Origin of the sequence: Halocatena salina (assembly GCF_023115355.1) — an archaeon.
Classification (GTDB): domain Archaea; phylum Halobacteriota; class Halobacteria; order Halobacteriales; family Haloarculaceae; genus Halocatena; species Halocatena salina.
Genome location: NZ_CP096020.1, coordinates 509,594 through 532,509, shown reverse-complemented (window position 1 = coordinate 532,509; position 22,916 = coordinate 509,594). Strand labels below are relative to the sequence as shown.

The 22,916-nt window shown below is 55.3% G+C and carries 21 protein-coding genes; 6 read left to right on the top strand and 15 right to left on the bottom strand.

Annotated elements, in window-relative coordinates; genetic code table 11:
- Positions 1 to 488: 488 nt before the first annotated feature.
- The 8 genes from MW046_RS15220 to MW046_RS15185 form a co-directional block, all read right to left on the bottom strand.
- Positions 489 to 1,418 carry a ribonucleotide-diphosphate reductase subunit beta gene (locus MW046_RS15220; protein WP_247995011.1) on the bottom strand — a complete coding sequence of 310 codons (930 nt, stop codon included), beginning with the start codon at positions 1,416 to 1,418 and terminating at the stop codon, positions 489 to 491.
- 80 nt (positions 1,419 to 1,498) lie between these two features.
- On the bottom strand, positions 1,499 to 3,052 hold the full coding sequence (locus MW046_RS15215; protein ID WP_247995010.1) for an aldehyde dehydrogenase family protein: 1,554 nt from the start codon (positions 3,050 to 3,052) through the stop codon (positions 1,499 to 1,501).
- Positions 3,053 to 3,104: 52 nt separating this feature from the next.
- Entirely contained in the window at positions 3,105 to 3,791 is a 687-nt protein-coding gene (gene queC / locus MW046_RS15210) for a 7-cyano-7-deazaguanine synthase QueC (RefSeq protein WP_247995009.1), read from the bottom strand.
- A 75-nt stretch (positions 3,792 to 3,866) separates the two neighbouring features.
- Positions 3,867 to 4,634, bottom strand: a complete 768-nt coding sequence (locus MW046_RS15205) for a 7-carboxy-7-deazaguanine synthase QueE (protein WP_247995008.1) — start codon at positions 4,632 to 4,634, stop codon at positions 3,867 to 3,869.
- Positions 4,635 to 4,636: 2 nt separating this feature from the next.
- A complete protein-coding gene (locus MW046_RS15200; RefSeq protein WP_247995007.1) occupies positions 4,637 to 5,083 on the bottom strand; it encodes a 6-pyruvoyl trahydropterin synthase family protein in 447 nt (148 codons plus the stop codon).
- A gap of 159 nt (positions 5,084 to 5,242) precedes the next feature.
- Entirely contained in the window at positions 5,243 to 6,532 is a 1,290-nt protein-coding gene (locus MW046_RS15195) for a J domain-containing protein (protein WP_247995006.1), read from the bottom strand.
- A gap of 107 nt (positions 6,533 to 6,639) precedes the next feature.
- Positions 6,640 to 7,809 carry a CBS domain-containing protein gene (locus tag MW046_RS15190; protein ID WP_247995005.1) on the bottom strand — a complete coding sequence of 390 codons (1,170 nt, stop codon included), beginning with the start codon at positions 7,807 to 7,809 and terminating at the stop codon, positions 6,640 to 6,642.
- Between the two features lie 657 nt (positions 7,810 to 8,466).
- Complete coding sequence (locus tag MW046_RS15185) at positions 8,467 to 9,783, bottom strand: cytochrome P450 (RefSeq protein WP_247995004.1); 1,317 nt, start codon at positions 9,781 to 9,783, stop codon at positions 8,467 to 8,469.
- A 69-nt stretch (positions 9,784 to 9,852) separates the two neighbouring features.
- Here MW046_RS15185 and MW046_RS15180 point away from each other — a divergent pair, with 69 nt between their 5' ends.
- The 4 genes from MW046_RS15180 to npdG all read left to right on the top strand — a co-directional run bounded on the left by MW046_RS15180 (position 9,853) and on the right by npdG (position 13,561).
- On the top strand, positions 9,853 to 10,521 hold the full coding sequence (locus MW046_RS15180; RefSeq protein ID WP_247995003.1) for a helix-turn-helix domain-containing protein: 669 nt from the start codon (positions 9,853 to 9,855) through the stop codon (positions 10,519 to 10,521).
- Positions 10,522 to 10,703: 182 nt separating this feature from the next.
- Positions 10,704 to 11,771: a S1C family serine protease gene (locus tag MW046_RS15175; protein ID WP_368411423.1), complete on the top strand. Its 1,068-nt coding sequence runs from the start codon at positions 10,704 to 10,706 to the stop codon at positions 11,769 to 11,771.
- 538 nt (positions 11,772 to 12,309) lie between these two features.
- The gene (locus MW046_RS15170) at positions 12,310 to 12,690 is read left to right on the top strand and encodes a Rid family detoxifying hydrolase (RefSeq protein WP_247995002.1); all 381 of its coding nucleotides are present in this window, start codon (positions 12,310 to 12,312) and stop codon (positions 12,688 to 12,690) included.
- Between the two features lie 205 nt (positions 12,691 to 12,895).
- Complete coding sequence (npdG, locus tag MW046_RS15165; RefSeq protein ID WP_247995001.1) at positions 12,896 to 13,561, top strand: NADPH-dependent F420 reductase; 666 nt, start codon at positions 12,896 to 12,898, stop codon at positions 13,559 to 13,561.
- A 79-nt stretch (positions 13,562 to 13,640) separates the two neighbouring features.
- On the opposite strand, the gene MW046_RS15160 is transcribed toward npdG, so the two are convergent.
- The 3 genes from MW046_RS15160 to MW046_RS15150 form a co-directional block, all read right to left on the bottom strand.
- Positions 13,641 to 14,969, bottom strand: a complete 1,329-nt coding sequence (locus MW046_RS15160) for a 5'-deoxyadenosine deaminase (RefSeq protein WP_247995000.1) — start codon at positions 14,967 to 14,969, stop codon at positions 13,641 to 13,643.
- Between the two features lie 208 nt (positions 14,970 to 15,177).
- Entirely contained in the window at positions 15,178 to 16,188 is a 1,011-nt protein-coding gene (locus tag MW046_RS15155) for a methyltransferase (protein ID WP_247994999.1), read from the bottom strand.
- A gap of 76 nt (positions 16,189 to 16,264) precedes the next feature.
- Complete coding sequence (locus MW046_RS15150) at positions 16,265 to 16,900, bottom strand: TetR/AcrR family transcriptional regulator (RefSeq protein ID WP_247994998.1); 636 nt, start codon at positions 16,898 to 16,900, stop codon at positions 16,265 to 16,267.
- Positions 16,901 to 16,997: 97 nt separating this feature from the next.
- Here MW046_RS15150 and MW046_RS15145 point away from each other — a divergent pair, with 97 nt between their 5' ends.
- Positions 16,998 to 17,906 carry an ABC transporter ATP-binding protein gene (locus tag MW046_RS15145; RefSeq protein WP_247994997.1) on the top strand — a complete coding sequence of 303 codons (909 nt, stop codon included), beginning with the start codon at positions 16,998 to 17,000 and terminating at the stop codon, positions 17,904 to 17,906.
- Entirely contained in the window at positions 17,899 to 18,684 is a 786-nt protein-coding gene (locus MW046_RS15140) for an ABC transporter permease subunit (RefSeq protein WP_247994996.1), read from the top strand. Before MW046_RS15145 ends, MW046_RS15140 begins: the two co-directional genes overlap by 8 nt.
- Positions 18,685 to 19,290: 606 nt before the next feature.
- Here MW046_RS15140 and MW046_RS15135 read toward each other — a convergent pair.
- Genes MW046_RS15135 through MW046_RS15120 form a run of 4 tightly spaced genes read right to left on the bottom strand, consistent with a single transcriptional unit; the run spans position 19,291 to position 22,865 of the window.
- Positions 19,291 to 20,082 carry an ABC transporter permease gene (locus MW046_RS15135; protein ID WP_247994995.1) on the bottom strand — a complete coding sequence of 264 codons (792 nt, stop codon included), beginning with the start codon at positions 20,080 to 20,082 and terminating at the stop codon, positions 19,291 to 19,293.
- Between the two features lie 3 nt (positions 20,083 to 20,085).
- Positions 20,086 to 20,859: an ABC transporter permease gene (locus MW046_RS15130; protein WP_247994994.1), complete on the bottom strand. Its 774-nt coding sequence runs from the start codon at positions 20,857 to 20,859 to the stop codon at positions 20,086 to 20,088.
- 1 nt (position 20,860) lies between these two features.
- Positions 20,861 to 21,670, bottom strand: a complete 810-nt coding sequence (locus MW046_RS15125; RefSeq protein WP_247994993.1) for an ABC transporter ATP-binding protein — start codon at positions 21,668 to 21,670, stop codon at positions 20,861 to 20,863.
- A 7-nt stretch (positions 21,671 to 21,677) separates the two neighbouring features.
- On the bottom strand, positions 21,678 to 22,865 hold the full coding sequence (locus MW046_RS15120) for an ABC transporter substrate-binding protein (protein ID WP_247994992.1): 1,188 nt from the start codon (positions 22,863 to 22,865) through the stop codon (positions 21,678 to 21,680).
- Positions 22,866 to 22,916 lie beyond the last annotated feature (51 nt).

Below are 22,916 nucleotides of genomic sequence, written 5' to 3'. Positions count from 1 at the left end.
TCTACACAGTTTAAACCGTATAAACGGTTGGCACAGTATTGACGGTGGCCCTATCGTCCCGTCTTGGATACCGAGGCATCGAACTCAACAATACAGTACAGACATTCCATACCGTCTCCACATTGCGTAATTGGTTCGAAATGTAAATGTTTACACTGTATCTACTGTTCTCACGTTTTATACTGTTCGTTCGATCGATGTCGTAGATATCAGTTCCCGGATGAACAGTACAGAATGTGACTACCGTGACCACTCTTACTACTGTATAGACGGTACACTGTACCGCATTTCATCTATCCTTACAGATGGGGTCTATCCCAACAGTATGTACAGTTAGCACTGCTATAACTGTATCTACGTTGCTAACTGCCCACCAACTGTTATACATTGTACACTGTGTACACCGTCTCAGCTGTTCACACCTCCGTCACCGTCTGAAGCGTAGTAACGTTCCGAGGGCCGAAAGGAGATGAAAACTGTCGTAACGATCAGTCGGTACTAGCCATCGACTGGATCGCAGCATCGATGTCTGCGACCCGGTCGAATCGATCGATACCGATGTAATCGACGGTATCTTGCAAATATTGTTTGGTTTTTCTCCCGATACTCTGTTGATCGTATCCTGCAAACGGTTGTTCGGTGGTCGACGGTTCGACCACCAGACGGTTTTGAATGTATGTTTCGATGCGCGGTTCGTACACGTCCGAAACGATGGCCGGTTCGGCCTGAGCCAACTGTTTCATCACCCAACGACCGTTTTCGATGTGTCGGGTTTCGTCTTGACGGATCTTTCCGATGCCAGCCTGGAACGCCGGCAGTAGTTCCGTGCGGTCCATCTGATCGGCCTTCACTTCGATCATCTGATCGAAGCTCAGATATCCCCCTCGTGCCAGTTGGGCTTCGACGATTCCCATGTAGTTGAGATACGCTTCTCCGAGTGTGTAGATGAGATCCTGCTGACTCCCGCCAGTGATCGCCGTGAGAAGTTCCTCGGCTGTCCCGTAGAGATCGTCAGTACTGTATCCTTGCGTTTGGTAACCGCCAGCACGATAGGGCTCAACGTCCTGTGTTTGGAACACTTCCTCGAAGTATCGACTGAAGAAATCGGTGTGCTTCGCCTCTTCGTACAACTGCTGGGCGAGGAACATCTCCTCTTGGACCGTATCGAACGGTAGTTCCTCGTCGTCGAGGGTGTCCAGTGCCATCATATACGGCGCAAGCGTCCGTGTAACGTCTTCTTCGCCGTCGTAAAAGGCCGAACACGACGCCAGAAACTGGTGTTGTTCGTCCGTGGAGAACTCCGCCCAATCGGCTTTGTCCTGTTCGAGATCGAACTCATCAGGATCCCACGTTCCCTCGCGTTTCCCCTTCCGATAAAGCTCATAGGATTTCTCACGCTGACTGTACTGTATCGTCATGCGCCTATACTTCAACTCAGTATAGTATAAGACATGTGTTCTATTTCTATCGTGTTCGGTCCTCGTGTAGAGTGTTTCTGTTAGAAGGGGTACTCTCGGGGTTTGTGTTGGATCGAGATCCACTTCGGTTGCGTGAACTCTTCACGAACGTATTCACCATTGAACCGACCGATGCCCGATCCCTTGTAGCCGCCGAACGGAACGTGTGGCTCGTCGTTTATCGGCTGGTCGTTGACGTGGACCATCCCAGCGTCGATCTGGTTGGCCACCCGTTCGGCACGGTTCACAGTTCCATACACTGAGGCAGCGAGACCGTAGTCGGTATCGTTCGCCAATTCGATTGCAGTATCCTCATCGTCGAACGGGATCACTGGTGCGATCGGACCGAAATGTTCGTTGCAGGCTGCACTCATCGAATTCGTTGCATCTGATAGCACCGTCGGAAGGACGAACAATCCGTTCGAATCGCCAAGTGAGTGGTCATCTGAGAGCTGTCCGGCTGGCGTCGTTTCCTCGATGATCGCATTCGAGACGGCTGCACCGCCCGTTTTGAGCGTGGCTCCAGCGTCGACTGTCTGTTCGACGTAGTTGAGCATCTGATCCCGTTGGCTCCCGTTGATAACCGGACCGATGACCGTTTCCTCGACGGCGGGATCACCGACTGGGAGGGTCTCGGCTCGGGCAGTGAGCCGTTCGACGTACTCATCATAGAGTGATTCGTGAACGAGATGGCGGTTGATGGAGATACAGAGTTGGCCTTGATGAAGGAACGATCCGAACACACCGGCATCGACGGCCGCTTCGATGTCGGCCGATTCGAGAACGACGTGGGGGCCGTTTCCACCGAGTTCCATCGCCGGATACGCGAGATGGTCGACGGCCTGCTTTGCGACCCGACGCCCGACCGTCGTCGAACCAGTAAATGCGATGACACCAGCGTCTGGATGGCTCGCCATCCGGTCACCGATCTCTGATCCCCGTCCGGGAATGACGTTCAACAGGCCATCGGGCAGACCGGCGGTCTCGAAGATTCGTGCGATAAGCAGTCCACCGGTGATCGGTGTTTCCGAAGAGGGCTTGAGTACGACACCGTTGCCGACTGCCAGCGCTGGCGCAACCGCTCGGATCGAGAGATGGAGCGGATAGTTCCATGGCGAGATGACTCCGACGACACCGACCGGCTCGCGTTTGACGATATTTTCCTTCCCAGCAACGTTCGATTCGCGGTGATCTCCCGACACTCTGGTTGGAAAGCCAGCCGCTTGTTGGGTGACAGCGCTTGCGGCTTTGATCTCATTTTGTCCTTTGCGTCGGCTGGAACCGGTCTCGACAGTCAGCAGTTCGAGGATCTCTCCCGCGTGGTCGCGGAGCACACTTACCGCGCGGGAGAGCACTGCTGCCCGTTTCGCTGGTGGCTGCGTCGCCCATTCCGTCTGTACTGCCACAGCAGCCTCATAAGCATCGTCGATATCCTGGGGCGTACCCTTTGGGACCGTCGTAATCTGTTCGCGGGTCGCTGGATTCTCGACCACGAGCGATTCCCGGCCGTCCGGTTCGCGCTCACCATCGAGAAAAAACCGGTCCCACTCCGCATCGGCGGTAATCGATGGTGCTGGTTCAGAGATCCCAGACATAGTATCCATGCGTAAGAGTGCCATACGCATAGACGTTCGGTTGTGACCCGTATCAGGTGTAGTCCGGCCGTTGCTCGTACTGAATCGGATCTCGAACCCCGATTCGCTGGAACGCTTGGAGTCGGTAGGCGCACGCATCACACGTTCCACACGCCGGTTCGTCGCTTCGGTAACAGCTCCACGTCAGTTCGTAGGGAACACCGTGTTCGACGCCGTAGGCTGCGATATCCGTTTTCGATTGGTCGGAAAACGGTGCTTCGATGGTGATCGCTGTTCCGTCTTTCGTGCCAGTGTCGACGACGCGTTGAAACGACTCGAAAAACGCGGGGCGACAGTCCGGATAGCCCGAGAAATCCTCCGAGTGCGCTCCGATAAACACTGCGTCACAGTCGTTCGCTTCGGCGTAGGCGACTGCCATCGAGAGGAGATTTGCGTTTCGGAAGGGCACATACGAGTCCGGTACCTCCTCGCTGTCGAGATCGGCTTCCGAAACGGTCAGTGTCTCGTCTGTGAGACTCGATGCGCCGATCTTCGAGAGATGATTCGTTGTCAGCTTCAGGAAGTCCGTCGCTCCGAACCGTTCGGCTTGAGCCGTTGCACATTCATGTTCTTTCGCTTCGGTTCGTTGTCCGTAGGAGGTGTGGAGCATGTACAACTCATATCCCTGTTTCTGTGCGACTGCGGCAGCCGTTGCGCTGTCCATCCCTCCAGAGGCGAGCACGACAGCTCGGTTACTCATCGGCGATCACTCCCGCTTTCCGTGCTCGGAGACGATACGTCGTTCGTCCGTCGTACAGTAGTCGTTCAGATGAACTCATGTTCCAGGGGCGTCGTTCCAGAGGTCGACGTGGAGTCGGGGCGTGTACCGATATCCGTTGTCCAGCGCCAGTTGTGCCACCTCATTCCGTCGTTCGTCGATCGTTTCGCGCGTCGTTCCTTCCGGCATCAACAGCACGTCCGTATCGGCAACCGTGGTCCGTGTCACACGTCGCACTCGGTCGATGATTCGCTCGATTTCAGGAAGATCGTCAGTATCGGTCACGACGAATTTGAGCTGAAACTCATAGGCGTCGAGGAGCGTCGCCAACGTGTCGATGTCGATGCGCTGTTTTTCGTGACGATCGGCCCACTCTCCGTTGCCTGCTGGATCTCGTGACGACACCGGCGTGCTCGATGAGAGTTTCGGACTGATGCTGAGAAGATCGATCGGTGCCTCTCGATAGATCGTGCCGTTCGTTTCGACCGTGATGTGGTAGCCCAACTCCTCGAGTCGTTCCATCAGCGTGATCGATTCGGTGTGGATGAGTGGCTCTCCCCCGGTCAGCACGACGTGGTCGGCCGCGGAATAGGATTGGATCTCCGAGACGATCGTATCGAGCGACCGCTGGGCGTGGACCGGCTCCCACGACGTATGATAAGAATCACAGAACCAACACCGGAGGTTACAACCGCTGGTTCGGACGAACACGCTCGGTGTTCCGGCCAGCCGACCCTCTCCTTGCAGGGAGTAAAACAGCTCGTTGATCGGTAGCGTCTCGCTGTCGGATTGATCGGTGGAGGTGATCGAATCGTTGACAGGCATGGTTACTCGATCGATCGGGCACACAGCTCAGACGTTTCACGAACCTGAACCGAAACGTCCCTCACAGTGTCCGGTAGTGTCTCATAAAGGCGGGCTTCGAGATACGCCGCCATCACTTCTGCCGTCGGTGGATGATCGAGCACGACCACAGCATCCCCGTCCCCGCTCTGTTCGAACGCATCGATCAGGGGATCGCCTGCTTCGAGTAAGAAGCGGTGATCCCACTTCTGGATCACGGACGTAACGTCTCCTTTATCGACCACCCATCCGTCCGTAAGCAGTCCCGTGATCTCGACTGAAATCGCGTAGTTGTGACCGTGTGGACGGCTACACTTGCCATCGTGATGGAGAAGGCGATGACCGGAGCTGATGCGAATCGGTCGTTCAGTACCGATCTCTAGCGTGTGGACTCGACTGTCCATCTCTGGTGTGGCTGTTCGATCGGGCATAGATATGATACAGATATACGCTATATATTCTTGACGGAATATCGACCGTCGATAGTCCCATTCCCTTCAAAGAGAGAAAGTCGTCTTCAGGATAGGACTCCATCTGACAACTACTACCTCAACAGTTCAGTTGCAGGTCGAAATCGATCGAGACGGATGTCACTCGTGGTCGAGCAGTCGCTCGAACTGTCGTCGAAGGAGATACATACTCACGAGCAGCGGGAGGACGACGAGAACGCCTCCTCCGATGACCGGGCGTGATAGTTCGATCGTGGTCGATCCGATTGGAATCGACAGAACGCTTACCCCCCGAATCCACATCCACGCGATGGTGACTAACGGTGTGATAACGAGGAGGTTCCAAACGGTGGGACGAACGTGGTAGCCGTACTCGTATCGATCCTGCCACGGAACGGTGGTAAGCGCCCACAGCGCACCTACGACCCCGCTGGCGAGCGAGAAGAGCAATCCGAGCGCGAGACTGAAATTCAACAGACTGCCGAGATGAAGCGGACCGACACGAAACGTTGGTAGCCACGGTGCTCCGAGGTTCGATCCGACTGTTTCGACGAACGCAGAGAGCGTACTGTTCCCTCCGATCGTCGTGAACAGCACGGTCCCACTACCGAGTAATCCGAGTACAACGCCGCTTTGGACTTCTCTGAACGGTCTGGTGGTCCAGAAAGGGATTATCCGCCCGAGCAGTATTCCTCCCGGAACGCTAATGATGAGACCACAAATGCAGATAATAAGGGCGTACAGGACGGTCATGATGGCGTACTCGATTCCACTGCTAGATGGATCGATCAGTATCGATACCCAGAGAAGACCGAGTCCACAACCGTAACACCCTAACACGGGCCAAATCGTGATCGATGTGGGAGTGAACTGCGAACGAGGTCGGGCCTTCTCGAATGGGAGTGGAGAGAGGATAGCGTATCCGACGTAACTCGTACAGAGGATCGCCAAAACGACTCCGAACTCGGTGACTGCCGCCACTGAGGTGTCTACCGCTTCCATCACCACGAGACTGAAAACGGCCGTGACGGCGAGTCGGACGACGGTGGGTGAGTACAGCACATCCGAAACGTCTATGGCGTGCGGCCGACGAGCGGCCATCCAGTGCCTGCTTCGTCCGGGAACCGTCCGCAACTGGGCCACACCGTCCGCTATCAGTCTAGTTACGTCTCGATCGATCCGAGTGTCCGTCTCATCGGCTGTGTCTTCGGCACCGGACTGGATGTCGTGGGTCCGATCGTATCGGCGTCGCGCTTGTGGATCCAACAGCGTTTCTTTGGCTACTCGTATCTGCATAACCGCCTCGTGACCGTCCGGATCGTCGCTTTGATCGGGATGGTGTTCGTTCATCTTCTGCCGGTATGCCCGTTCGATCTCTTCCTCAGTGGCATCCGGGCTGACATCGAGGACTTCGTAGTGAGTTTCCGTCATCTGTAGCTACATAATCCTATTCAATTACTAAGTAAAACTAGTTCGGTGACTATCGATTTGGAACGCAGATCCGTTCTCTGGTGTGCGTTCCTAATTTGAGCGTGTACTCAGGTGAACTCGCCTCCGGAATCCGTCCGACGGGTCGTCGGAGGACGGCCACCGGTTTGAATAACGTTGAACGCTCGGAGGAGATCCGTTCGAGAGATGATACCGACGAGTTGTTCATCGGTATCGACCACTGGAAGCCGTCCGACATCGTGCTCTTGGATCCGTTGGAACGCTTCCATTGCGTCAGCACCGGGTTCGATCGTTTCGACGGGCGATGACATCACTTCCCGCACGCGGTAGGCGTCCTGCTCTACGGCCCGAATGTCTGCCGCATCATCTAACGTGATCACACCGACGAGTTCATCGTTTTGGACGACAGGATAGCCGATGTGCCCGTCTTCGAACATCCGATCCATGAGTTCAGCGATACTCGTATCTGCAGAGACCGTTTTGAGATTCTCTTTGGGGGTCATCACGTCACGAACGGTGATGCCTTCGAAGGAGGCTTTGATTGAAGTTTGCTGTGCTTCTCCGGAGGCGGCGATGTAGATGAAAAACGCCAGTAGAATGAGGAACCAGTTGGTGAACACTCCAACGATCCCTAACAGGAACGCGAAGAACTTCCCGACCTCGGCGGCTTGCTGTGTTGCTTGTGCATGCGGCTGGTTCCGAGCGAGGAGTGCCCTGAGAATCCGTCCTCCATCCATCGGGAAGCCGGGAAGAAGATTGAAAACAGCTAACACCACGTTCAATACCGCGAGATAGCCGAAGACGAACCGGATCGGTTCTAACGAAGCAGGAAGGAGGACGAACACTGCATACGATCCGACGCCGATACCGATACTTACGATCGGTCCTGCCACTGCGATCAACAACTCGTGACGCCAGTCTTCGGGAAACTCTACGAAGTTGGCTACTCCGCCCAGTAACCAGAGCGTGATTGACTCAATCTCGTACCCATACCGCATCGCGACCAGAGAGTGTCCCAACTCGTGTAATAACACACCGACGAATAGCCCCACTGCCGACGCAAACCCCAACGCCCACGGCATCCACCCAGTAGTCAACTGCGGGGCATTGATCGTCGTGGTAAACACCTGATTGAGCAGTTCCACCAGCTGAGCAATGTCCCACGCGATAAACGCTGCGAACAGGGGGAGTACAATCAAAAAGGTCCAGTTGAGTCTGATCGGGACGGTGAACACCGATCCAACTCGGATCCCTCGCATACTCTCTGATTAGCAACGAGAGGCTTAAAGTGATGCCATGACAAACAAAATATTGATAAATCAAATAACATTCATGAACGGTAACGACCGATCAGTAATGCTATCGACGCCGCTAAGCAAAACGTCATGATCGTGGATGGCAAGCTCGAGAACACAGTTAATACAGTATAAACTTCTCACACTGTATATGATTCTAACACAGTATCTAAAACCACTCCATAGCCTTATTATTTAAAAATTAATATAACAATAAAAATATTTTTCAAAATGACTATCTATCCTCGTGTATATGACATTGATGTACCATGTGTGGAAAAGAGCTAACGGATGTATTCACCAAACATACAGAGTATGTACCGATTCCGACCGTCGAAGAGGCTGCTATCGGGAAACGGATTTTCTCTTTCACAAATGATTGTAACGAGTATGTAACATACAGCGAATATAATGGTGGTTCGTTCATTGCAACGTATACGGATCACCATGGAGTATCTCATCACTTTCGTGTGAATCCTCAAATCAGTCTTCGAGTATCAACGTTGGTAGTCAATCGATACGGATACGTTTTGGTTGAGGACACGACCGATATCGGTTTCATGCAGGAGTCGGCGGAGTCTTAGCGATTCCGACCGCAGTGAACTGGCTAATCGTTCTCTATCACGTGGGTCGAGAATCCCCCGCTCGCTGGTGGACTCGCATCATCACCTGCCCCGGTTCGAGTAGCGCGTTCGGTGATGGTGTGAGTGATTCGGTGATGCGTTCGAACTCGAGGCGCTGGAGCAACTCTGTGAGCGCAATGTTCAGTTCGGTCATCGCAAACCGTATACCGATGCAATGGCGTGGTCCGCCTCCGAATGGGAAATACGCGTACTCGGGTCGATCAGTGGTTTCGTTCCACCGATCAGGAACGAACGCGTCCGGTTCGTTCCACCAGCGTGGATCCCGGTGAACCGTGTACGCGGGAAGCTGGAGCGTCGTTCCGCGAGAGATCCGATACCCACCGAGCGCCACGTCGTGCTGGGTTTCTCGATAAATGAGATAGGTGGGTGGATACAGGCGGAGTGTCTCTTTGATCACGGTTTCGGGCGCTGTTTTCCGTTCGGCTCGCACTCGTTCGGAGACGGCTGGATGTCCCGATAGAAGCCACAGTGCGTACGTCAAGGCGAGTGCGGTCGTCTCGTGGCCAGCGAACAGAAACGTCACAAGCTGGTCGCGCACGGTGTCTTCGTCCATCGCATCGGCCGAGAGTAGCACTCCAAGGAGATCGTCGCCAGTATCGGTTTGTCGGCGCTCGCAGATCAGTTCCTCGATTAGCTCATCTAAGTCGGCCATCGCACGATCGAAGCGTCGTTGGGTTGGCGTCCGGGGTGCCCACTCCGGCCAGATGTATGTCAAACGACTAATATCTGTTCGTGCCGCGATCGCCGACGCGGCCTCACGAACGACCGCGCCGCGTGCCGTCGTGAGATCGATCGTAAAAAGGGTGTTTGCGAGGATTGATAGCGTCAGTTTTGAGCACGCAGTCCTGAGGTCGATCGTCTCTTCGGCACTCCACTCGCTGGCAGCAGCACTGACTACCGCCCGGATCGATGCCTCGTGAGACCGGAGCCGCTCGGGTGTGAACTCAGGTTGAAGCAGAGATCGGTGGGTCTGCCACTGTTCGCCCTCGGTGAACACCAGTCCGTTCGGTGCGAGAAGCCTCCCTAACTCGACTTCGAAGCTTCCCTTCCAGAACTCATCATTGCGCGAGACCAACACCGATTCAATGAGCTGTGGATCGGACACCACGACGAACGTCTCACCGAGCGCAGTGTATCGGACCACGTCACCGTGCTCGGTGAGCCGGTCGGCAAAATCGAGTCCGCCATGCAGGAAGCTGATCGTGTTTCCGATCAGCGGAAGGCCGTTCGGCCCCGGCGGAATCGACAGGCTATCTCCAGACGTTTCCGTACCGAGCGTCTCGTTGGTGTTCATGTCAGACATCACACGAACGGATGGGTGGATCAACGATCGGAGTTGTCCCGAAGCAGTGAACATCTTTAAGTGAAAACGGTAACTGTGCAGTCGATCGATCTCACCCTTTCTCTTCCGGAATCGATGCAGCTGTCCGTTTCCGATGCGGTGTCAGAAGTCGCCGTTCGTGAGGAACTGCTTTCGTGGCATATCTCGGAGTCTTCCGATCGGATGTGGGTTCTCGCTCGCGTCGTAGGCGACCGTACCGCCATCACGGAGGCAGTCACACGGCTCACTGTCGTACACCGTTCTTCGTTCATGGCAATCGATCACGAGACGTTTTACGTGTACGCGGAGATGGCTGTACGGGAGGCCGATCGCGCGCTGTGGACCGCAGTCGAGCGACCGGGAACGGTGATCGTCCCTCCGATTGTGTACACCGACACCGGAATCGTACAGCTGACCGTGCTCGGCGAGGACACGGTTCTGCGCCGGATCGTCGAACACCTTCCAAACGAAATCGTCGTCTCCGTCGACCGTGTGAGCGAACATCGCCACGCGGACCGGTCACTCGCTGATCGTCTCACGCCCCGCCAACTCGAAGCTGTGACGATCGCACACGACCGGGGCTACTACGACGTTCCACGGACGGCTTCGCTTGAAGCAGTTGCGGACGCGTTGGACTGTTCGGAAAGCGCCGCTTCTGGTTTGCTCCGGCGGGCTGAACGGGCGTTAGTGTCCACTGCACTCGGTCGATGAGTCTGTCGTTGTTCCCAGTATCCGCCGTTATTTTTCGTCGTTCTGCGAACACGGCGATCTCAGTGCAAACGTAGTAAGTACCGATCCTGCAAGGTGAGCGATCGTTCCCCAAGAGCGTCTGCACGACGAGTCGGGGTATTCACGCGTGGTGTTTATTCGGATGGAGAACTATATAATGTCCAATGAAAGATCATCTGTCGCGCCGTCAGTATCTCGGTGTGATCACAGGAACCATGACTGGTCTTGCGGGCTGTTCAGACGTATTTGGAGGTTTGAATTTAAATTCATCAAATGAATCGACGCCGACTCCCACTTCTGATCAACCGACGTCCACCCCCGAGGCGACTGACACGGAGTATACGCGCGTTTATCGAGACACGATCAGTTCGGTCGTACAGTTGTCGGTCACGAATGCAGCCGGTCAGGATGGGCAAGGCTCGGGATTTCTATTTCGAGATCGCCATATAATCACGAACGCACACGTGGTCAGTGATATGAACGAGGTCCACGTGCGGTTTTCGAAAGGCGAGTGGCGGTCGGCGTCGATCACCGGCGTTGATCCATCCAGCGATCTTGCGGTCGTCACAGTGCAACAACTGCCCGACTATCCGACGCCCCTCTCGTTGCGTAGCGATCAACCTCCGGTCGGAACCGAGGTGGTCGCCATTGGAACCCCGTTCGGTCTCGAGGGGTCCATGACGGCCGGTCTCGTCAGCGGAGTCGACCGATTGATTCCGGCTCCGAACGATTACACGATTCCCGATGCGATCCAAACCAGTGCGCCGGTCAATCCGGGAAATTCGGGGGGTCCACTGATGGATCTCGCTGGACAAGTGGTTGGCGTCGTCTCCAGTGGTGGTGGCGACAACCTTGCGTTTGCGATCTCTGCGGCCCTGATCGAACGGGTCGTTCCGGCACTTATCGAGAACGGTACGTATGACCACGCTGCCCTCGGTGTTACGGTGCAATCCGTTACCCCCGAGATTGCCCAACAGCTCGGTCTCGATCAACCCCAGGGCGTGGTCATCAGAAGCGTTCAAAGCTCCGCTGCTGACGTGCTCCAACAAGAAGACGTTATCGTCCGTGTCGAAGACACCCCGATCAACAGCCGTCAGGAACTAGCTTCGTTTCTCGCACTTAAAACCACCCCCGGTGACACCATCCAGATCACCGTGATCCGTGATGGAACGCGTCAGACCGTCTCCGTTACGCTCGGTACGCGTTCGAATCGGAACAATCCTAATTTCTGACACTAGTCGTTTGTCGCCTCCGTCACATTACCCCGTCGCTGGTTGATTCGGACGTAACTATTCGAACCGACGCGCACAGGTGACACCCCCCGGCCTCAAGGGCGGGGATTCCCGAGGTTCTGGTGTTCCTCCCGTCGATTCGGCTGGTTGGGAATTTACGGTTTGTGGACCAACAAATCACAGGCAGTGTCACGCTACCGTTACTCGTTCCCCGCGAGGGGTAGCGAGTTATCGGATTATTTTTGTGTTGGCAGGCATGGTCGGCGTACGTGTTTGATTCGGACTCTCGTCGTAAACGAGCACTATCGGTCGGACATGCAGCCTTGGCGTTCATCGCATGCGAGACGAGAGATAGCTACAGGTGATCCCACAGTGGGACGCAGTCTAGCGATCTATCACCCCTCGGCCCGACTGAAACGACTGATACGATGAACGCGAAACTCGGCAATCACGGGACGACTAGCCCTGTTTCGGTCGAAGATGTCTCATCTACAGAAACCGACAAGGGTTTTATCACTCTGCCTGGAATAAACGGGGTATGAAACGCGTGATCAGCACGGAATCGGCACCTACCGCGGTCGGTGCGTACAGTCAGGCAACGACGGACGGTAACGTTCTGTTTACTGCGGGACAGCTGCCGATGACCGCCGATGGGGAATTGCTCGACGACGAATCCGTCGCTGTCCAGACCGAACAATCACTGTCAAACGTCGCGGCGATTCTCGAGCAGGAGGGACTGGAGATGACTGACGTCCTCAAAGTCACCGTTTTTCTCGACGATATCGAGGATTTCGAGGAGATGAACGACGCCTACAGCACGTTCTTCGAGGAGGAGCCGCCTGCCAGAAGTGCCATCGAAGTCGCGAACGTCCCGAAAGGTGCGGCCATCGAGATCGAAGCCATCGCAACGACTGACTGAGTTTTATACCCGTGACTCGTATGGTTCTGGACGGTTTTTCACGGACGTACGCCCCACTGATCCCCTATCGTCGGTTGATCCATAGCCGTCGTCCGCACGTGATTGATGGCTATCGGGTTCCGAGCGAAGTGCGCGATGGCTCAGTGGTGGAGGATCCGAGTCGCCGGAGGGACATGTCTTTGAGGAAGCGGTTCTCACGGAGAATATGGAGATCGCACTCCTTGGCGGAACAGGTGATATCGGTGAAGGACTCGCGTTGCGCTGGGCTCGGGACACGGACCATACCGTTGTCGTCGGCTCCCGTGATTCCGAGAAAGCGACCCACAGAGCGGACGACTACCGAACGCTGCTCGACGAGCGCGGTGTCGAACACGACGTGATCGGGGTGGACAACGAGACAGCCACGGAGCGCGCGGACGTGGTCGTTCTCAGCGTTCCGCCGGAGTACGCCGTCTCGACCGTCGAAACGGTCTCGAACGGACTCACCAGCGACGATGTGCTCGTTAGTCCCGCTGTGAGTATGGACCGCGACGGGGCTGGATTCCACGCGACACCACCAGAGGATGGCTCCGTCGCCCAAGCCGTTGCTGGGGCTGCACCCGACGTTCCGGTTGTCGGTGCGTTCCAGAACCTCGCTGCTGGCGCGCTCAGCGATTTGGATACCGAGCTTCGAACCGATACCGTGGTGACCGGTGACGATCCCGAGGCCACGGCGCTCGTGCGATCGCTCGCCGAGGAGATCGATGGACTACGAGCGCTCGATGGGGGACCGCTCGCGGTGACGGCGCTCGTCGAAAGCGTCACGCCGCTGTTGATCAACCTCGCCATGAACAACGAAGGAATGCACGATCTCGGTGTCCGATTTCAGTAACGTTCTCTATCCTTTGGGCTATCGATCGCTTCACTCGTGATCAGGGGTATCTCGAACGGATGGAGTCGTTCGAGTTCGATCACGATTCGAGCTGACGGGCCGTCTGTTGGGCTGCTTCGAGATCGAGATCGATAGCGTTTGCTTGTGTTCGGATCTCCTCGGCGTCTACGGTCGTGAGTTCACCGTTTTGCATGAGGACGTTCCCATCGACCATCGAGAACTCGACATCGTCGCCGTGAGCACTGAACACCAGGTGGGAGAACACGTCATGTAGTGGCGTGGCGCGGGTACAGTCCGTCGTAATGCCGACGATGTCTGCACGCCATCCCTCTCGAAGCGCCCCAAGTCGATCGAAGCCCGCCGCGACAGCCCCGTTGATCGTCGCCATCTCGAAGATGGTACGTGCAGGTGTCATGGTCGGATCGAGCCGCTCGACCTTCTGAAGCAAGCTCGCCTGACGCATCTCGGTGAACGGATCGAGCGTGTTGTTACACGGCGGCCCATCGTTGCCGAGCGCGACGTTGATGTCTCGATCGAGGTAGTCCCACACTGGCGCGATGCCGGACGCGAGTTTCATGTTCGAAGACGGACAGTGTGTGACGTGCGTTCCGGTTTCGGCGAGCACCTCGCGTTCGGACTCATCGGTCCACACACAGTGGGCGAGCACGACATCCTCACCAGTGAGTCCCACCTCATCGAGCCAATGGATGTTTCGCATACCGGTATCGCTCTTGACGGTTTCAATCTCGCTTCGGTTCTCACTCGCGTGGGTGTGGATCCGGACGCCGTCGTAGGCGTCGGCGAGTTCACGCGCGCCCCGAAGACACGCCTCGGTACAGGACACCGCGAACCGCGGCGTGACGGCGTACCGGATGCGATCGTCGAACGAACCGTGGTACTCTTCGATGAGGCGTTCGCTTTCGTCTAATGCCCTGTCGGTCGCTTCGAGGAGTCCGTCGGGTGATCGCTGGTCCATCATGACTTTTCCGAGCACGGCGCGGACACCCATCTCCCCGGCTGCCTCGAATGCGCGATCCGCATGAGCGACCGACAAGTGATCGATAGCGGTGGTGGTGCCGCTCTCGATCAGTTCGAGATAGCCCAGTTTGGCTGCGATCTCCATCTCCTCGCCCGTGAGTGATTCTTCCATCGGCAGGATGTAATCGAACAGCCAATCGAGCAACTCGGTGTCGTCGGCGATCCCCCGGCCGAGACTCTGGATGGAGTGGATGTGTCCACCGACCAATCCCGGCATGATGATGTCGTACTCCTCTTCACGGTGGTCGGGGTACTGATCGCGCACTTCCGCACGGTCACCGACCGCTTCGATCCGTGAACCGCGTACAACAACGCTTCCATCGTGGATGACTGTCGACGAATCGACAACGATTGACCCCGATAGTATCATACCACCTCGGGTATGATGATGCGTCGTATAAAATCTTGTTTCACTTCCCGCGACCGATAACCACGGCGGTGAGACGACTGTATCGATAACCCATCTCGTTCCCATCCTCACCACGTCTTAGAACAAGTGAACAAGATCACTGACGAGCAGACGGTGTTTAGCGACGGCTCCGTGGAAACCCGTTAATATTTTGTGTAGATATCACATATTATTTCCATCCGATAACGACCGATTCTCGTCCCGGGAGATCACACGCTTCCGTCTCTGAGAATCCGACCTCGTGAAGCCACGTTTGACACTGTTCGTGAGTGTAATCGAAACCGTCCGTTTCGACCTGGATGTAGAGGTTCGTCAGCAACGCACCATCGTTTTCCCGACGTTCGTTGTCGATCATCGTTCCGTACACGAGGAGCGCTCCTCCGTCCGGTAGTGCATCGTAGGCGCGTTGAATGAGCTCTTTCTTGTGAGTGAGATCGAAATCGTGCAACAGCCGTCCCATCACGAAGACATCGTGTTCCGGAAGCTCTTCTTCGAAGACGTCCCCTGCGTGAAACGACACTCGATCCGCTACGCCACTGTTTGCGATGAACTCCGTTGCAATCGGTTCGAGTCGTGGAAGATCGAATGCCGTTGCCTCGATATGATCGTTCTTTTCGGCCACGGTTACGGGAACGATACCTTTCGAAGCGCCGACGTCACACACCGTTTCGTACGCATCCCACTCGAAGGATTCAGCGAGGTTTTCGGCGACGTGGGCACTCATTCCTGCCATTCCGTTCACGAAACGTTCGAAGAGCTCATCGTTCCCGTACAGTTCATCGAACACGTCTTCGTCCTCGCTGTAGGCGGTCTGTGGCTCTCCTGTCCGAAGCGTTTCCGTGAGATTCCCGAACAACGGATACATCCGTGTGTTCGCCCACTCGAAGTGACCGCCGATGTACGTCTCTTTGTTTTGGTCGAGGAATCTATCTGCGTCGGGTGCGTTTCGATACACACCGTCGTCTCGTTCGAGCAGGTTCAAAGCGACCAACGCATCGAGAAAATCGGCCGCGATATCGGGATGTAAACCGAGACGATCAGTGAGCTCTGTCTTCGATGATGGATTCTGCGCTAGCGCTGTGAACACGCCCATCTCGACAGCGCTGAGAAGCGCTTTCGATCCGAGAAATCCGAACCCGATCTGTCGAAGCCGTTCTGGGGTCGGTGCCTGCTCTGGCATGTTTCAAGACATGCACAACAGGCATTAAAATATTTTTATTTATTTGTGTATCATATGATAAAAACAGAACGTCCCATCAGTCGGTCGTCAGTCCCCGTGCGAGGGTTTCGATCAACACGTTCCGGACGTGTTCGTAGTATCCGTCTCCAATTCCATCGAGTTCCTGTTCGTATCGCTCATACTCATCTTTATGTAGTATGAGAAGCCCGATCGATCCACCCATAATTCCTAATACAGTGAGTGGTTCCATCTCCGAGATCGGACCATCGCTCCGTCTCTGGAACTCTTCGATGATCGGAACGAACTCGGCTAGCTCCTGGTGTTGGAGTTCCGCGAACTGGTCGGGTGATACGTTACGAAGGATGTCCTGATAGTTGCCCTTGATTACCGTTTGTTGGATAAACGGATTCTCCTCCCCGAACTCGACGTAACACCGAAAAAACCGTTCGAGTCCTTCTTGTGGATCGTCCACCCCTAGCAGTTCCGATCGAACATTTTCCATATACTCTTCCAGTTCTCGCTGTAAAATCACGAGATACAGATCCGATTTGGATTCGAAAAACTGATAAAATGTTGGCTTGGCGATTCCTGTCGGTTCGGTGATGTCAGCAACAGTCGTTTTCTTTGGACCGTACTGTAAGAGGAGCTCGTGTCCGATCTCGATGAGTTGTTCTCTGATGCGTTCTCGTTCTTCGTCGGTGAAACCAGCCATAGTCGTCGTTCGATCTCTTACCACATAACCGAATTGGTCATCGGTCATGATCTCATAAACGAAAACGATATTTGGTTATGGAGTTAATGGGTGTTGTATGGGCGTGATCGAAGTAAACGATTTAACGAAGGAGTATGGGAACGTTCGCGGCGTCGATTCGTTGTCATTCACCGTTCCGGAGAGTGAAATATTTGGGTATCTCGGGCCGAACGGTGCTGGGAAGACCACGACGATCCGTGCGCTGTTGGGGTTGCTCACACCGACGTCGGGAACGGCGACGGTGCTCGGAGCTGACGTTCGTGACGAGACCGCATTGATCGAAGCCAAACATCATATCGGCTACCTTCCGGCGGATCTCGGTTTCGACGAGGCGGCAACCGGGAATCAGGTCCTCGATTACCACGCGTCTATCAAAGGTGACAGCCGGCGAGATGAGCTTCTCGAGACGTTTACTCCACCACTCAAACGACCGATTCGGGAGTATTCCACGGGAAACACGCGTATGTTGGGCATCATTCAGACGTTCATGCACGATCCTGATCTGGTGATCATGGACGAACCGACTGCCGGACTCGATCCGTTGAAACAGGAGGAGTTCAACGAGTTCCTTCGGGCGGAACGGAAGCGTGGAACGACGATTTTCTTCTCTTCGCACGTGTTAAGCGAGGTTCGCCGCGTTTGCGATCGTGTCGGGATCCTCAGAGCGGGACAACTCGTCGGATTGGAGGAGATCGAAGCGTTGCTCGATCGTGGGGGCAAGCGGGTCCACGTCGTCCCGGTCGATGGAGACAGTCCGAACGTCACAGATCTCGACGGCGCGTTCGACGTTACGACGGTCGGTGAAGAGATCCAGTTTACTTACACCGGTGAGTACAACACGTTGCTCGATGAACTCGCAGATCACGACGTGCGCGACGTCGAGATCAGCGAGCCGGCGCTGGAGGACGTGTTCATGCACTACTACGGTACCGAACAGAACGTCTCCATGGAGAACGCCGATGTTTGAGACTGCCCAGTACGAATCGGAACGCCGGTTCCGGGGGATGGTTGTCATCGCCGCCGGATTAGCCATCCTCACGGGGTTTTTCGTCTGGTATTTCTCGGTTCTCGATACGGAGAGTTTGGAACAGATGGCCACCTCGCTCCCTCCAGCGATGCTTGAAGCGTTCGGTATCGAGACGATCGCCACCATCGAAGGGTTTCTCGCTGTCGAAGTGTACAACTTCCTCTGGGTGCTCGGTCTCGGGTTGTACTTCGCATACACCGCGGGCGGGCTGATCGCCGGTGACGTCGAACGGGATCGGATGGATCTGCTGTTGTCGTTTCCCGTCTCCCGGTCACGACTCCTTCTCGAAAAGTACAGTTCGTTGCTTCCCCCGATCGTCGTGTTCAACGTCGTCGTTGGCGTCGTCGTGTACGGTAGTGCGGTTGCGATCGGTGAATCGATCGACCCGATCCATCTCCTGTTGGTTCATGCCCTTTCGATCCCGTATCTACTCGCGTGTGCGGCGGTCGGGACCGTCTTTACTGTGCTCCTCGACCGAGCGGATACTGCAAAGCGAGGGGCGATCGGACTGGTCTTTGCGCTCTTTCTCCTTGAGTCGGTCACCGCGAACGCCGAGCGTCTCGACTGGGTCGGGAAGCTGAGCCCCACCCAGTACTACGATCCGAGCGAGATACTCGTCGAGGGAACGTACGCTCTCGCTGACAGCGGTGTTTTGCTCGTGACTACCGTTGTCCTACTGCTTTGTAGCCAGTTGCTATTCAAGCGACGTGATATCTGATATCCCGTTGGAAGATTCTGACGTTCTTTGATAGATTTTTGTTTTCCGGTTACTTCCCAGACGGGATGAGCACGCTCCAATCGATCCGATTCGAAATCGAGGACGTCGCGTACGTAAACTGGACGTTCTCGTGACGCGCTCTTGGAACTCACCGAAATCCTCCTCGCAACGCTGACACAGGGCGATTAACGCGTTCACAGTCGGCAGTGCTACCAGTGTCCACTGCAAGCGTGTACTCAGAGTAGACGTTTGTCGAGTAGCTTGATAGCTCACGAGTGATGTGGTACGAGATTTCTGTTTCCGTGACAGAAAATATCAAATTAAATGGGTATATAGTAACTTCTCTATTTTCTTTATTATATCTAATATTTATGATTACTGTGAAGAATATCAAGATTGCTGTTCAGCGTTACTGTTTCGCTATTTCGACGATCATTCTACCCCTGAACCGATGTATATCGATCGCGTATTACGGCTCCGACGACGGGAAGCGTATCGAACTCGTAGCCCGAGTGTGAACACCGCCCCTGATATGACTAGATAGAGCTATTATATCTATAGTATCTGAACCAGTAAAATAATTATTACTTTATGTATATTCCTGTATTAGTGTGAGCGCTGTTGCGAGAGCGGTGGGGTGACACTGCTGATGAGCCACGCGGTGAGGTTGTAGAATATCACGGCGAAGCAGATGATGATGATGAGAACGCCGAACAGCAGTCCTTGCCGGAGGAGATCAAGCGCGTTCACGATGAGATAGCCGAGACCGCCGGTTGTGGCGATGAACTCTATGACGATCGCGCCGACGATGGCCTGTTGTACCGCGACTTTCAGACCGCTCGCGCTGTAGGGGAATGCCTCCCAGAACTCGATCTTCCGGACGAACTGCGACGGCGTCGCTCCGAACACTTCACCGAGATGATACAACTCTTGACGAACGTGGCTGAAGCCTGTGATCGTGTTGATGAGTATCGGGAAAAAGGACACCCACGCCACGAATACGCTCGCTGCCACGACGTAGGAGTCGAACCAGAGGACGAAGATGGGTGCGAGAATGGCGGCCGGCAGCGAGTAGGCGTACACCAGAAACGGCATCGAAGACTGTCGGATGACCATCGATTTCGACACGACGATTCCTGCGGGGATCGCAATGACGACTGCGAGCGCGTAGCCAGTGACGATTTCGAGGAACGTTATCCTGATCCCTCGGAGTATGAGTCCTTGGTAGTTGAGCGTCTGGTCGATGACGAAGGCGATCGACGGGAAGTACGCGTTTCCTCGCGGGTTGAAAAATCGGGAGTACAGCTCCCACCACACGAGCAACCCCACTACGATGAGAACGCTCGCACTGTTCCGTCGAAGCCAATCGGCAACCACAGTGTTGATTCGTTTTCTCATGCGTTACTCCGTGAATAAATTCGTTTGGTGCCAGTGAATCACTCGATCCTGCAGGCTGAACAGCACGAAAAACGCGCTAACTGACAGCAGTCCCATTATTCCAACGATGCCGAACACGAGATCTGTCTCGTAGGCCTCTAGCGCCACGAGCGCGAGATTCCCCATCCCTTCGTCAGAGGCGACGAACTCCCCGACGACGGCACCGACGATCGAGAGTATCACGCCGATCTTCATGCCGTCGAAGATGAACGCGAGCGCGTTCGGAAACCGGACCCATTTGAATCCCTGCCACGCCGTCGCATCGAACGATCGTAACAGGAGCATCTGATCCTCGTCGATCCGGGTTAACCCTTCGTGTATATTCACGAGCAACGGGAAAAAGGCGATCCACGCCGACAGCATGTATTTCGCATCGAATCCACTGACGTAGAAGATTATGAGCGGGGCAAGCGCTACGCGAGGGATCGAGTTGCCGCTCACGATCAACGGAAGGAGCAGTCGCTCTGCACGTTTGCTGTACGTGAGAACGACCGCCATGAGGAACGCGAGCACGGTCGCCCAAACGAATCCGACCGCACTGGCCACTACCGTCGGTTCCAAATTCTTCAGGATGAGTGATCGGTACTCGAAAATGCCTTGCAACACGCTCAGGGGAGAGGGAAGTACTACGTTCGAAACGAACCCAAAGACGTCCGTCACGAGATACCACCCGATCAGGAGACTACCGATCGAGAGCGCTGAAATCCCCCATCGTGTTCTCTGTTTTTTCTCTATCATATCAGCTCGTAGATCGTCCCCGGAGTTCCATCGTCTCCGTCACCTGCGCGACGATATCTTGATACGCGTCGTGGGCCAACGTTTCCTCGTTGCGCGGACGCGCCAGATCGACGGAGACGGTGTCGAGTGCGGTCGCTGGCCGATCGCTCAACACGATCACGCGATCCGAGAGATAGATGGCCTCCTGAATGTTGTGCGTCACGAACAGGACGGTCTTGTTGGTCGCCGCCCAGATCGAGAGGAGTTCGTCGTTAAGTTGGTCGCGCGTTATCTTATCCAGCGCACCGAACGGTTCGTCCATCAGCAAGATCGGGGGATCATACACGAGGCTCCGACAGATCGATGCGCGCTGTTGCATTCCTCCGGATAGTTCCCTGGGATATGCGTCCTCGAACCCGCCGAGATCGACGATACTCAGTAGTTCTCGTGCCCGCTCCTCGTAGTGGGATCGATCCTCTGTGAGCACGCCGTTTTCATCCATGATCTCGACGGGAAGCAACACGTTGTCGAGGATGGTTCGCCACTCGAGCAACACGGGCTTCTGGAAGACCAGCCCGACGTTGTGCTTTTCGTACACAGAGCTCTGGACGTTCATCCCATTCACGGTCACGGAGCCGCGCGTTGGATCGAGGATACCGGCCGTCAGATGGAGGAGCGTCGACTTTCCACAGCCCGACGGCCCAACGATCGAAACGAACTCGCCCTCCTCGATGTCGGCCGAAAATTCCTCGACCGCAAGAACAGTGTCTTCGTCCGTCCCGTATCGCTTCTCAACGTCGCTGTAGGTGACTATTGGTGATTTGTCTGTCATCGTTTCCTCACGACTTGTACATGCTGGAGAACGGTTCTGCATTCTCTTCCATCTGCTTCCACTCGTCGGCCGTAAACGATGCTAGTTCGGCGTTGTCCCGTGGACGGAAGTCTGCCGCCGCTTCGACGCTCGGCGTTTCATCGATGTCGAGGATTTGTCCGAGCGTCTCGAAACTGTTCCGGAGGACGTCCTTATCGAGATACCCAAGCCCGTTTTTCTTCGTGGGAGACGAGAGATTCGTCGCGATCACGCCGGCTTTCAGGGTTTTCAGTTGGTTTTCCTTGTCCTCCAGTTGCAACGACTGATTGACGTCGTTGCGCATGATCGTCACCGTCTCTTCAGGGTTGAGGAAGATCCACTTTAACGCGGACGAATACCCTTCGAGCACTCGTGTGGTGTACTCGAGATTGTTCGACTCTTCTAGCCAGGAGCCGTTGGCGATCAGCGTAAATCCGTAGGAGGGGATCCGGTTGTAAAGCGGTTCGACGCCGAGCTTTGCGTTCTTCGGCAGCAGCTTCCGTACCGACGGTACTTGGTAGATCCCTCGCCACACCCCATCAGCTCGTCCCTCGCTTAGCATGGCCGCAGCCGTCGAATCATCGACGTATTCGACCGTTACGGAGCTCGGTGGGTCGACGTTGTTCGCGTAGATGTTCCACGTCTGTTCGGCCAATCCTGAAACGACGATGATCCGTTTGTTTGCGAGATCCGTGGGTGAATTCATGACATCGGTACGATACAGCAGCCCGTGCTGGATCCGGGCTTTTGCGGTGCCGTACAGTTTGAGATCATACCCCTGTGCGAGACCGGATATCTGGGGCGTGATCGAACCGTGGCCGAGTACGTCTTTCCTGTTTGCGACACGTTTTGCCGTATCCCCCGAGCCGTTGCCCTGTTTCACGGACGGCGGCTTGACGTTTGCGTCTATCCACTGTCCTTTGCTCTTGGCGATGTAGGCGTCCGAATAACTGAGATTGGGTTTCCATGGCGTCCGCCACGTGACATCACGTTCGATAGCATCTTTCGACAGGTCGTCGGTTTTGGTGGCTGCTGGAGAACCGCCCAAACAACCGGCGAGTCCTCCGACCGTCGCCGCCGTTCCAAGAAGAAACTTCCGGCGGTCGATATTCTCCGGCAAGATGCCGTCTAGCTTCCGTATCTCTTCGTTACGTGCTATACTGTCACCATCTCGCATGAAACACAGTAACAAATTCATTCATCATAAGTTTTACTGTGGATCTATGAT